This window comes from Candidatus Babeliales bacterium, from assembly GCA_016929235.1.
Classification (GTDB): Bacteria; Babelota; Babeliae; order Babelales; family JABCYS01; genus JAFGJD01.
Window position 1 is genome coordinate 204,854 of the sequence record JAFGJD010000005.1, and the last position, 11,999, is coordinate 216,852.

An 11,999-nucleotide genomic window follows, 5' to 3' on the forward strand; every position below is an offset into this window, starting at 1 on the left:
ATCTACGCAGTAATGTCACCTTGATCCTCAGTTGATCTGTTATTGCGAACTGTTTGCACAATATCATGTCCCGTAACGATGACTGTGCGCGCGAGATCATAGACGCCGTATACAAACACCAGTAACATGCTATAAAATGCACGATTTTCTTTATCACCCAGGAAACGATAAACGAAACTACCCCATAATGTTCGATGATCTGCACTTTGACAGCCACCGTTTACGTATCCCACCGGAGCAATTAATTTTATAACGGCTAAAGAGGATCTGGTCGGACCACAAATTGCACATCTAGTCTTCTCATCAGACAAGCACACAGACTCGTAGTAACAATTTTTCCGCATATCTGTGTATAAGCGGGCAATGTCCTCAGTGACACCACCGCCCCATACCTTCACACTAGGAGCCACTAGCGCTAGGACACCCAAACTCACTAATCCCGGCAACCAGCGCTTGAAATCTTCTTGGACAATGCCTGGTTCAGTTACCATTTCAAGAGCAACTTCACCTTTTACCTGATCAACTGCATCTACCTGCACAATAGTGAAGAAGACCGCAAGACTTACATAAAAAGAAATACGACGCATGAATAACTCCTCATATTCTTATAATTTACGCAACATTATCAACAAGGTTTGGTTTGAGCATTGAATGCCGTGATTGGTGCATGTACGTATCATATGCCTCGCGCCATGCATCATATGTGTACTTCACAACAAATGGAAACCCAAAAAGAGCAAAAATAATACGAGCTGTGAGCGGGATTCGTCCCTCTAATGAAATTCCCTTGGCTAGTGTTATGCGTTTTACATCCTCTTGAATAATGCGCCAAGTTTGTGCAGAAAAGGTCTCATCATCGCTCGGTCCCGGTATCACAAATTGATCGCGTGCCCACCTACATTGAAATCGCGTGTACATGTGAAAATCGCGCCCAATCAAACCCATGATAACCGCCCAGAGTATCGCCTTGCTGTAAACATGACGTTTATTCTGCTGGATTTCTTGCTGGGTTGGCGCATGCTCAATCTCGTCAGCAGACACGCATGGCGTAACACCTAATAATACTATACCTAACCACAAAACTTTCATGGATTCTCCTTTGAAAAAGGATGAGAAGAACTTCTAGAAGATTGTAACTTATTTTATGATAAAGACAAAAAATAAGACCGATTTCTCGGCCTTATTTTTGAGTACTTTTTGTCTATGAAACACTCTCATAATCTCGTCGATCATACCACCGACTAATCACAAGCCACTCATACCAGAATGAGTAGTGAAAATGTCCCGCGTGCGGTCTGAGATCACCTTTTTTATAACATTTGCGCGGCAGCAAGGGACGCCACCAGACTCTTCCATCACATTTCTTATCATAACAATTTCTAGTCTTTGCTTCTCTAAATGCGTGAGCAATCGCCCATTTACGTGGTAGTAACAGCAAACCTATCAATGATCCTGCAACAGCTGCAACCAACCCTATTCTGCGTGTATTCTGTTTGGTATCTGCTACTTCATCGCTCACTAAATTGTTAGCAATCTTACTATCATGCGCACTGGTCATATCAATGCGATCATTCTCAATCTCATATGTAGCAGATGCAGCCACCACACCAAACCAAAATACAAGAATTATTCGCTTCATATCCATCCTTAGCGCTGCGCTTTACCATTATTGCTCAGTTAAACGAACACGAATCAATTCGCGGTTCAATACTTTAAAGAATTCATCAATCAACTCGTGGGCATCTCCATCACATCTGCCATTTAGTGTATCTTCGAGTGCCGTGATAAACGCAGGTACATGCTGCTTAACCAAAAACTTGTTGATGCGACACAACTCTAGGGCATTATCACCCTGACGTTTTAACTCACGTGAACGGAATGATAAAAATGCAGATATCTTTTCTACGTCATGGACCACAGTCTTGATAGTATTGGTGATCGCATCAACCAAATACTCACGATCTATAGGCGCAATAAAACTTTCTCCAAGATACCTTGAATAGTCGCCTAATAGACGTTCAGCCTCGTCAAGAGTGGTTTCGTGCTTAAGGAATAGCTCAATGCTTTCGTAAACGGCTTCACCATCAAACAACTGTTCCATCCAGCGGTGTAAACGTGCCGAATAGATCATGGCAGCAACACCAAGTCCACCATAGGTAACCACGGTTGCTGTATTTGTTGCATAAGCCATGCCAGCATTAACCAAACGTTGGCCAAAACTCCATGGCTCGACATGGGCAAGATGCTCATTCATTCTTTGCACGTCGCCCCGCAATTCCTGCACCTGCGTCGCCAATACGAGATCTTGCAAACCGACAACGCGAACTACTCCTTCAGGCCCTATAACTGACTCTTGCTGTTGTTCAGCCGGTCGCACCCAACCTTTGACTGTTCTGTATACTCCTGGAACGGTCATATAGATCAATGCACCTAGAACACCCGCATTGACGACACGACCAATCCAAAGTCCCTTGCTGTGTGCGCTCTCAATATGAGCACGTTCTTCTTTGATGCGTGCGACGCTTGGACGAGCAAAATGGAGTTCATTGCCGCACGCACCAAATGATTGGAGTACTATACATACAACCAATAGCTTTCTGAACAATTGCATATCGAATAACCTTTCCGTTTACTGTACACCAATAAGTCCTTGCTCCTTGAGAATATCGGGAGCAATGTTATGGCGCGTCCACCCTGGTTCAAGAACATAGTGTCGCTCTAGTGAACCATCTGCATGTTTGGTAATTTCCACCTTATAATTTCTATACGATCCTTGCCCTTCAGATTCCAATGCAATCATGCCAGAATAGTGCGTTGCATGAATACACATACTCGATGGTAATTTACCAAGCTGCTGTGCATACCAATGTGAAAGCTCTTCAGCTTGATCAGGAGCTGTACCCCTGAACATTTCATCGATAATACAGAAGGTAAATGCTTCGCGTGGCATCGACATAATTGCATGCAAAAGAATTTTTGCGCGATTTACTTCGGCAGCAAACAATGATAATCCACGTTGTACATCATCAGACACATCCATATACGTAATGATTGTGCTGAATGGAGTTAACACTGCACGACGTGCCGGTGCTATACCAAGCGACTGTGCCATGACTAATGCTAGCGCAGTTGCCTTGCTGATGGTTGATTTGCCACCTGTGTTAGGACCCGTAAGTATTACGTTGCGTGCTGCATCAGAGCCGCCCATGGTAATGGTATTGGGAACAACTGTCTGTGCATTTACCAATGGACTCCAGAATTCTTCCAAATGAAGGTATGGCGTTGATGCATCGACAAACTCAGGGAAACAATACGTTACACGTTCTGCTTCAAATTCTTTGACTAAACGAGCAGCAGACAAGTACGCGTCAAGCTTACCTAACGCCTGAAAGATCTTGACCCAGAAATAACGGGTTTCAAACATCAGACGGTTTGCAGCAAAGATACGTCCTGAGTTAGAGAAGAATGAACTTTCACCTTTAAATGTCCCGGTCTTAAGAAGCGAAACGAGTTCGCGGACATCTTCAGAAATTTTGTATTTTTTGTGATCGGCATTTGTATCTTTTTTGAGTGCAAATAAACGCATAATTAACTGTGTCTCAGGAACAGCACGAACAATACCAGGCTGATCTTCCAATAGATCTGCAACGACTTCCATCTCATCAAGCGTACGTGCAAGCGTCATAAGATCTTCTTGTAAGCCCTTTTGGGTTGCAACGGTAGCTCTCCAGTTTTTAAAGAAGTTACCAATCGTCTTTGGGGTATCTTTGATATATTCGGTACCCTTACGCAAGCCTTCTACTTTCCTATGCAACCAGATGGCACCAAAAAGGATACCTATGCCGCCTACGGCCGAAGTAGCCACAGCTCCAGGAAGATGAGCGCCCGCAAACTGAGCTATTGATCCAGGAACTAGGGCAGAAATATTACCAGGAGCCGCCCGTAGAGCTGCCAATCCAGAAACAAAACCTGCCGCTCCATAGCGCATCTGTTGTAGCGGCGAAGTCACAAGACGTCGAGCCGCAGATCTACCCGCTCCCAACCCCTGACCAAGAGCTTTCCATGCCGGCCACGCAAAGGTCAGCCACGCAATCGTACTAAAAGGACTATTTATATTGTCCCACACATTAATCGCAAACAACGCGCCAGGACTCTTGTCTAAACGATCCGTTGCAGGCTTTGCTGCATGATAGAGCACTTCACCAAGTCCGGGAATCTCACGATATGATTCTATTGTGGAACTTGTATAAAATTGACTTGCCATTTGTTGGCGTCCATAACGCGCATCTAAAAAGAATGGTAAGAAAGAATCTTCAGCAACTTTGACACTGTCCATAGTATGATCAAGCGCATCAAACAACGCCTGGTCATGGACAAGTTGCTTTACAACATTTTGACGTTTTTGAAGAACATCGATGGTATCACGAGATTCAACCAACATCCCTGCCAATGCGACCTCACCAAAGATAGACTTGGTTCTGTTAATTGCTTTAAAAAGATTACCTTTAACAAAGGTCTCAAGATCTGCACGGGTATCATCACCAACAATACGCCGCGTCCGACCGAGAGCTTGCTTCACATTTTTTTGCTCAGCTTCCCAGAAAAGCTGTAACACTGTTGCTGTTTTTTGAGCATGCCCCAACTTGGGTTTCATTAAGGCTTTATAGTTGCCGGTTTCTGCCAAAAATTCTTGTTCCTTGAAGTTAGGTTGAAACGCTTCAGCTGGAAGCATTTCATAGGCAAGAACCTCATATACAGAAGGCAATTTGGTTGGTGCTAATTCTTGAGCAAGAGCCTCATTTGATTCAAGCTCAAGATCACTGATACTCGCAATATCTGCAGCGGTTATAGCACTGTCCTGTGCAAGAGCAACCGGCATTTGCAATAGCATAATCCATACAAGAAACAAACTAGCTAGACGTTTGAACGTATTCATAATTGTCCGTCCTCATCAATTCTTACTAAACCATTTTTTTGAAGAATGCATCCGACTCCCGTGCAATCGTAGCAACGATTCTGTGGACTTCATTCATATCGATTGATCCATTATCAGCTTGAGCAAGAACCTTATTTAATTTCGGATACATACCATAGGCAATATAACGGTAAAAACAGTTATATTTTGGTTGTTTCACCATATCAGAATTTTTACCAATCGTATATTGGACAAAGCCTATAGAAGCCTCAAGCGCCTTGGTTGCCTTATTGATTTTGTCAATAAGCGTGTCAAATACCATAGGCGTAATTTCGCCAACTTCCATTAGGTCTTCAACATAGGCTTCAAGATCATCAAGAGCCTTTTTCGACTTCCTCAAGACAGACTCAGGATAAGCAATATCAGAGGCCCAGTTCTTAACATTTTTTGCAACCACATCTAAGCCAGATGCATATAAAGCAAATCCGGAAATTCCCGACCAAAATAATTTCTGGGATGCCTTCATAAGGTTATTGGTCCAGGCAGTAGATGCACCTAAATGGTTCAAAAACGATGCTGGTCCAATCCATTTAATCGGCCCATGCTGAGATAAAGCACCTATGGCCGCAGCACCCACTGGTTGCGCTTGCAGCTGATTCCCTAACCATGGTTCGTGTCCAAAGTATCCTGGAAGATGGTGCCCATATGCGGCATAGACAAGCGCCGCAGCGCCGACAACCGTTACGGTACTACCAGTATAATACAACCAGGTCTTGTTACGTGCAGACGTAACCCCAGCCTGTACACCAGAGTGCATTAAGGGATTAATAACCCGTTTATGATTTATATTTTCCTGGTAGTCAAACTGATAAGCGCAGCTATCAGATACCTTAACCTTCGATACCTGACCAGAACTACCCTGAACCTCAGCTACACCCTGTCCTGCTACAGATGCGATGACAGAGACTGGACTCCAAGCCATCAAGAATATGAGGAGAAGCATTGAATATCTGTGTTTCATTATCATTACCTCCATTTCATGCTCTATATCCATTCATTGATCAGTTTATCAAGCCCACATATGTCGTCAAAGGCATGCCTCAATTATGCCCTGTTGTAAGGCATTTCTCCCGAGTCATAAGTATTGACAATAGGTAGGCATAAGCTTACGTTACTTCAATCTCCTGTATTCAGAAGAAAGGACCGCTATGAATCTCCATATACGTCACCTACTCCTGATTTGCTCACTTCTTGTAGCATTCACAGGCACCACCTCTTGCGTACTTCATAGACGACAACCACAAGAGCTTCGCCATTTTCACACGGCTTTCCAGGCGGCTATCACTGTTACTGCCGTCATTCTCATTAGTGCCCCTGTCTGGTACCGGATAGGACGCTGGATCAGGTTCCAGCTTAAAAGTACTGATACCCTCTTGCAAGAAGCCAACGAGCTACTCTCGCACTATCATTATAGGTATGAAAAAATGTTCAATCTTCTGGGAACTACGCTCGATACTACCCAACAGTCAGCAGCATTCAAACAGGCCGTTCTGGACGCCCATGCCCGCTATGAAGAACAAGAACATGATACACTGATGGAATTTCTCAGATCATTCGATTGGTGCTCTGCATATGGCAGCGTAACCAAATACCCATTCTTGCACTACGAAAATAGGCTCAAAAATGCCATGGGCTGGCTTTTATGGTACCAGCATCGCCTAACATCAAAAACAGAAGCCCAGATTTGCAACCGACGTAATATTCATCAAGTGCAAGAGCTCCTCAGCGATACTATCGGCCGCATGAGAGCCTCGCTCTCCCAACTACGAACGTCATATGAATATCTACAAGAAAAGAACCAAAAAGAACAGGATGAGCGTATCAAGCAGATCCAAGCGAGCCAAGCTGCCCAGCTTGCCCAACAACAACAGATCATTAACCAACTCCAACAGCAGCAACAACAAGCTCAATACCAAGCCCAGCTACCACCACAACCAACAGCTCCACTTATGGAAGAAGACAATTCTCTGTACTATGTACCTGCATATGAGCCTCCGCCTGCCTACGATCGCGAAATCCCACCCCCGGCATATGATGGTCCTCCCGCATATAGCGTAGAAGATCCAAATAAGAGAAATTAACTAAGAACTGCCTTGAGATAAAGACCCGTGTGACTATGTGCAGAGAGAGCTACCTTAGTTGGTGAACCTTCCGCGACTACCATGCCGCCCTTGTCGCCACCTTCTGGGCCAAGATCGATTAGGTAATCAACAGTCTTGAGTACGTCGAGATTGTGCTCAATGATAATCATAGAATTGCCCTTGTCGACCAGGCGCTTAAGCACCATAAGCAACTTTTCGATGTCACTGTTATGGAGCCCGGTTGTTGGTTCATCGAGAATGTAGAGAGTTTCATTGCCACGTTTTGCAAGCTCGTCAACCAGCTTAATACGCTGCGCCTCGCCACCAGAGAGAGTCGTTGACGGTTGCCCTAGTTGGACATAGCCAAGACCAACATCACACATGAGCTGTAATCGTTTTGCGATATGTTTATGTGCCTCAAAGAACGGTAATGCCTCCGTAGCGGTCATGGCAAGGATATCGGCGATATTTTTACCCTTATATGTAATCGCCAGGGTCTCAGCATTGTACCGCTTACCCCTACAAATCTTACAGGTCATAACCACATCAGGCATAAACTGCATAGATACTTTTTTAACTCCGTCACCATCACACTCAAAGCAGCGACCCGCCTTAACGTTGAAACTAAACCGTCCTGGCTTAAACCCTCGAGCTTTACTTTCAGGAAGCTGCGAGAACAGTGTCCTAATCTGATCAAATACCCCAAGATACGTCGCTGGATTAGAGCGAGGCGTCCTCCCGATAGGGCTCTGATCTATCACCACCATCGCCCCCAGCATATCAGCGCCCTCAAGGTCATTGGCTGATGTATCCACTGGCGAATGATCTGCATCCCGTCGCGGCCTCATCAATTCTCTATGAAGTCTGGCTGCGAGCTCCTCCATAATTAGAGAACTTTTTCCTGAACCAGATACGCCGGATACCCCACAGATGACCCCGAGAGGAATCGAGACATCAATATTTTTAAGGTTATTTCGCGAACAATCTCTCATGACAAGCCATCCCTTTGGTCTACGGCGCAAACGTGGAACAGGAATCGATTTTACCCCCGCCACATAAGAACCGGTGAGAGACAATGGATGTAATGCAATCTCATCCGGAGTCCCTGCAGCAATTACCTGCCCACCATGAACTCCCGCCGCTGGTCCCATATCAATCACATAATCAGCCTGTCTAATCGTGTCCAGATCATGCTCCACCACAAGAACCGTATTTCCTTGATCACGCAGACGCTTAAGCATCTGAATCAGGCGGTCATTATCTCGCTGATGCAAGCCAATACTTGGTTCATCAAGGATATATAATACTCCGCTGAGAGCAGAGCCTATCTGTGTAGCAAGCCGAATTCGTTGGCCTTCGCCACCAGAAAGTGTACGTGCCGTACGATTGATACTGAGATAGCCTAGACCTACCTCCTCCAGGAAGGTAAGCCGACGAATGATCTCGCGAACTGCACCTTCGGCAATCGTTGTTTCAGTAGATGAGAGCGAAAGATCGTTGAAAAAGACAAGCGCTTGTTCAATCGACAGGTCACCAAGCTCCATGATGTCTTTACCGCCGACTGTCACTGAGAGGGCATGCTTGTTGAGACGTTTGCCCATACATCCAGGACACGTATGCTCGGTTGCATATTTATCAAGAAAATACTCTGGATACTCCATACGCCAGGCCTCGGGATCGTTCTTATCCCACGGCCATTCATGGGTCACACCAAGCCCGTTACATGTATCACAGGCCCCAACGGGCGAGTTAAATGAGAAAAATCGCGGCTCAAGCTCTGGAAACGATTGTGCACAGTTGAGACACATGCGACTTGATGAGTACAGATATTCCTGATCACCAACTGTGATTTTGCACATACCACGAGCAATCTCAAAAGACTTTTCTACAGCCTCGTTAATGCGCCCACGCTCTAGATCTTCAACAGCAACCGAATCAATCAAAAGATCAATGGTATGTTTATATGTTTTCTCGAGCTTTAATTTCTTAATCTCATCTACAACTTTAAATTTACAAAGCATGCCGTCTACACGGAAACGATAAAATCCTTTTTGAAAAAGGTCGACAAGCTGATGTACAAATTCGCCCTTTTTAGCGTGCACTATAGGAGCTGAGATCGTGATCACTAATCCCTTAAACTGGTCCATAATCATCGATGTGATCGCATCAGGAGATTCTGGCTGGATTGGCGTTTTACATTCTGGACAACGCGGTCTCCCTACTCGTGCAAAGAGAACACGTAAATAATCATAAATTTCTGTGATCGTACCAACGGTAGAACGAGGGTTAGAACCGACTGTTTTTTGCTCGATCGCAATCGACGGACAAAGCCCTTCGATAACGTCAACATCGGGACGTCGTGCAATGCCCAAAAACTGTCGAGCATAAGACGACAGTGATTCCATGTAGCGACGCTTACCTTCGGTAAACAGAATATCAAGCGTCAGAGAGCTTTTACCTGATCCTGATGGCCCCGTAACCACGGTCAACGTTCCTTTAGGAACTCGAACGGTAATGTTTTTGAGATTATGCTCGCGAGCACCAACAATCGTGATCCAGTCCCTGAACTGGCGTTTGGACGATACGGATGCTGAAGCTATCTCATGAGCTGCGATCTTTGTTCGTTTCATAGTAAGGCTAAAAATGAGAGATTAATGACTACGAATAGTCTATCAAACAGCCCTAAAAATGCTATAGTGGATAGGAAAATGAGAAGTTGATTTTTACCCTAAAGTACGTACACTTGTCCGCATTATATGGTGAATGTAGCTCAGTTGGTAGAGCACCAGATTGTGGCTCTGGTGGTCGTGGGTTCGATTCCCACCATTCACCCCAAATTCCTTTCGGGACCCACGCATGTACAAAACAAGTCAACAGATACTCGGCGTACTGCTTATCACATGCGGCCTGATCATTGCAGGCAGCATCCTCATCAGCTCATTACATCTTTGTTTTCTCATACTCTTGATTGGCCTCAAACTGATCCCCGCAGCGTTAGCGTTCTATGTCGGTCTGCATCTGCTCAATCAAGCATCACATACTGAATGGTATCACGATTAATCAAAGGAGATGTTGCATGAATCACGATAGCCTTGGTAAGTATTTCTTTGGATCGGCATTCATCCTTGTCGGCTTGGCCATGACCGCCAATGCGTTCTTGGGTACACAGATCGACATCTGGCCCCTGATCCGCACGTATATTGTACCCTTGTTTTTGATCTTCCTTGGCGTGCTCATGATCACAGGAAAATCGCATCATCATGGTAACCGTCATTGTGATCCTAAGTAACCAAATGTCGATATTGCATTCGTCCAGCAAAACCGTTACAGTATGCAGTATCAATCACAGATTTGTCGGGGCGTGGCGCAATTGGTAGCGCACTCGCTTTGGGAGCGAGGGGTTGCCAGTTCGAGTCTGGCCGCCCCGACCAGTAGATTCCTCCTCCCTCTTTCCATCAAACCCTACACTCACTCTCTCCTTTTGTGCTAGACAATTACTATTGTATGCATGTAACAAAGGAGACACATATGACACCTCGTAATATCTGGCGCCTTATCATTGCCTTGATACTCTGCCATGGCGCAGGCATCATGGGCGTACTGTTCACCAACCAACAAAGCACCTGGTATAACCTATTAAAAAAACCATCATTTACTCCGCCAAGCTGGATTTTTGGACCTGTCTGGTCCATTTTATATACCTGCATGGCCGTCGCACTATATATCATATGGAACGTCGGCTTTGACTCACCGGAGGGCAGATATGCTTTGATCGCATTTGGCATCCAACTTGCTGCAAACACTGTGTGGTCGTTTCTGTTTTTCAAATTTCATCTGATCTTTGTGGCACTACTTGATTGTATCGTTTTATTCGTAGCCATCATCATAACAATGAACGCATTCGCTCAAATTGAACCAGTTGCCGCATACTTTTTGATTCCCTATTTCGTATGGGTCGGATTCGCGTGTGTCTTAAATATGGGATTATGGTTACTCAATAAAAAGTAAGGTGGCTCTATGGCAAAGTACATTGTGAAAGCATCAGGCGACAAAGAACTATTTAGTGCGCAAAAATTTGAGCGATCATTGCGTCGTGCAGGCGCAGACAAAGCACTAATCAAGCAGCTAACCGCTAAGGTCCTGAAGCAACCAGACCTTAATACCACAAAAAAAATCTATTCATACGCATACAAAAAACTCAAACGAGACTACCCACCTATTGCGGCACGGTACAATCTTAAATCGGCAATCGTGGACCTGGGACCAACTGGATTTCCATTCGAGTATTTTGTCGCAGAAATATTTCGAGCGAAAGGCTATACAGCACATGTTGATCAGGTACTTACCGGCAAATGCGTTGATCATGAAGTTGATATTGTGCTCGAGAAGGATAACAAGCATTTCATGGTCGAATGCAAGTTCCACAAAGGTCGCATGAAATCTGACGTCAAAACTCCACTATACATCAAGGCACGATTCGATGACGTCACCCAAGCCCAAGGTTCCAAAAATAACAAGCATAAGCTAGATCAAGCAATTGTTGTTACCAACACAAAGTTCACAAGTGTTGCTGATCGTTATGGAACATGCGCCGGCATGCAGATGATCAGTTGGTCACGACCAAAAGGCGCAACGCTCGCGCGCATGATCGACGAGGAGGGTTTACACCCCATCACGGCGCTTACATCACTTACTAATAAACAAAAGAAAGAGCTCATCGATCGTGGACTGATCTTGTGCAAAGACATTAAAACCAACACAAAACTACTTCATGCAGCACGACTCAGCACCACGAAAATTGAGCAAGTTATGAATGAAGCAACGTCAATCTGTGAACTTGGAGCGATTGACTAGGAGCTTCCAATCTATCCATTTACTGAAATTACAAATATGTGCTATGTGATATGCGGGCACGCATTGGGTATCGTGCGATAGGAAAGACA

11 protein-coding genes and 2 tRNA genes are annotated in these 11,999 nt (G+C 44.9%); 5 read left to right on the forward strand and 8 right to left on the reverse strand.

Features of this window, described 5'->3' with window-relative positions; genetic code table 11:
- Positions 1 to 2: 2 nt before the first annotated feature.
- The 6 genes from JW872_03045 to JW872_03070 all read right to left on the reverse strand — a co-directional run bounded on the left by JW872_03045 (position 3) and on the right by JW872_03070 (position 5,936).
- The gene (locus tag JW872_03045) at positions 3 to 587 is read right to left on the reverse strand and encodes a hypothetical protein (protein ID MBN1549614.1); all 585 of its coding nucleotides are present in this window, start codon (positions 585 to 587) and stop codon (positions 3 to 5) included.
- A gap of 25 nt (positions 588 to 612) precedes the next feature.
- Positions 613 to 1,089, reverse strand: a complete 477-nt coding sequence (locus JW872_03050; protein MBN1549615.1) for a hypothetical protein — start codon at positions 1,087 to 1,089, stop codon at positions 613 to 615.
- Between the two features lie 112 nt (positions 1,090 to 1,201).
- A complete protein-coding gene (locus JW872_03055; GenBank protein ID MBN1549616.1) occupies positions 1,202 to 1,639 on the reverse strand; it encodes a hypothetical protein in 438 nt (145 codons plus the stop codon).
- A gap of 27 nt (positions 1,640 to 1,666) precedes the next feature.
- Positions 1,667 to 2,611, reverse strand: a complete 945-nt coding sequence (locus JW872_03060; protein MBN1549617.1) for a hypothetical protein — start codon at positions 2,609 to 2,611, stop codon at positions 1,667 to 1,669.
- An 18-nt stretch (positions 2,612 to 2,629) separates the two neighbouring features.
- Positions 2,630 to 4,936, reverse strand: a complete 2,307-nt coding sequence (locus JW872_03065) for a hypothetical protein (GenBank protein MBN1549618.1) — start codon at positions 4,934 to 4,936, stop codon at positions 2,630 to 2,632.
- 25 nt (positions 4,937 to 4,961) lie between these two features.
- A complete protein-coding gene (locus JW872_03070; GenBank protein ID MBN1549619.1) occupies positions 4,962 to 5,936 on the reverse strand; it encodes a hypothetical protein in 975 nt (324 codons plus the stop codon).
- 187 nt (positions 5,937 to 6,123) lie between these two features.
- On the opposite strand from JW872_03070, the gene JW872_03075 reads away from it, so the two are divergent.
- The gene (locus JW872_03075) at positions 6,124 to 7,056 is read left to right on the forward strand and encodes a hypothetical protein (protein ID MBN1549620.1); all 933 of its coding nucleotides are present in this window, start codon (positions 6,124 to 6,126) and stop codon (positions 7,054 to 7,056) included.
- Here JW872_03075 and uvrA read toward each other — a convergent pair.
- A complete protein-coding gene (uvrA, locus tag JW872_03080; GenBank protein MBN1549621.1) occupies positions 7,053 to 9,686 on the reverse strand; it encodes an excinuclease ABC subunit UvrA in 2,634 nt (877 codons plus the stop codon). The genes JW872_03075 and uvrA overlap by 4 nt on opposite strands.
- Positions 9,687 to 9,815: 129 nt before the next feature.
- Here uvrA and JW872_03085 point away from each other — a divergent pair.
- A tRNA-His gene (locus JW872_03085) sits at positions 9,816 to 9,891 on the forward strand.
- Between the two features lie 187 nt (positions 9,892 to 10,078).
- Here JW872_03085 and JW872_03090 read toward each other — a convergent pair.
- A complete protein-coding gene (locus JW872_03090) occupies positions 10,079 to 10,330 on the reverse strand; it encodes a hypothetical protein (GenBank protein ID MBN1549622.1) in 252 nt (83 codons plus the stop codon).
- An 81-nt stretch (positions 10,331 to 10,411) separates the two neighbouring features.
- Between JW872_03090 and JW872_03095 the strand changes: the two genes are divergently transcribed.
- The 3 genes from JW872_03095 (at position 10,412) to JW872_03105 (ending at position 11,910) form a co-directional block, all read left to right on the forward strand.
- A tRNA-Pro gene (locus tag JW872_03095) sits at positions 10,412 to 10,487 on the forward strand.
- 97 nt (positions 10,488 to 10,584) lie between these two features.
- Positions 10,585 to 11,064: a tryptophan-rich sensory protein gene (locus tag JW872_03100; protein ID MBN1549623.1), complete on the forward strand. Its 480-nt coding sequence runs from the start codon at positions 10,585 to 10,587 to the stop codon at positions 11,062 to 11,064.
- Between the two features lie 9 nt (positions 11,065 to 11,073).
- The gene (locus tag JW872_03105) at positions 11,074 to 11,910 is read left to right on the forward strand and encodes a restriction endonuclease (GenBank protein ID MBN1549624.1); all 837 of its coding nucleotides are present in this window, start codon (positions 11,074 to 11,076) and stop codon (positions 11,908 to 11,910) included.
- The last annotated feature ends 89 nt before the right edge of the window (positions 11,911 to 11,999 follow it).

Coding starts and splice junctions, on each gene's coding strand:
- JW872_03045 (MBN1549614.1), bottom strand. CDS start 587: ATGCGTCGTATTTCTTTTTATGTAAGTCTTGCGGTCTTCTTCACTATT.
- JW872_03050 (MBN1549615.1), bottom strand. CDS start 1,089: ATGAAAGTTTTGTGGTTAGGTATAGTATTATTAGGTGTTACGCCATGC.
- JW872_03055 (MBN1549616.1), bottom strand. CDS start 1,639: ATGAAGCGAATAATTCTTGTATTTTGGTTTGGTGTGGTGGCTGCATCT.
- JW872_03060 (MBN1549617.1), bottom strand. CDS start 2,611: ATGCAATTGTTCAGAAAGCTATTGGTTGTATGTATAGTACTCCAATCA.
- JW872_03065 (MBN1549618.1), bottom strand. CDS start 4,936: ATGAATACGTTCAAACGTCTAGCTAGTTTGTTTCTTGTATGGATTATG.
- JW872_03070 (MBN1549619.1), bottom strand. CDS start 5,936: ATGAAACACAGATATTCAATGCTTCTCCTCATATTCTTGATGGCTTGG.
- JW872_03075 (MBN1549620.1), top strand. CDS start 6,124: ATGAATCTCCATATACGTCACCTACTCCTGATTTGCTCACTTCTTGTA.
- uvrA (MBN1549621.1), bottom strand. CDS start 9,686: ATGAAACGAACAAAGATCGCAGCTCATGAGATAGCTTCAGCATCCGTA.
- JW872_03090 (MBN1549622.1), bottom strand. CDS start 10,330: ATGACGGTTACCATGATGATGCGATTTTCCTGTGATCATGAGCACGCC.
- JW872_03100 (MBN1549623.1), top strand. CDS start 10,585: ATGACACCTCGTAATATCTGGCGCCTTATCATTGCCTTGATACTCTGC.
- JW872_03105 (MBN1549624.1), top strand. CDS start 11,074: ATGGCAAAGTACATTGTGAAAGCATCAGGCGACAAAGAACTATTTAGT.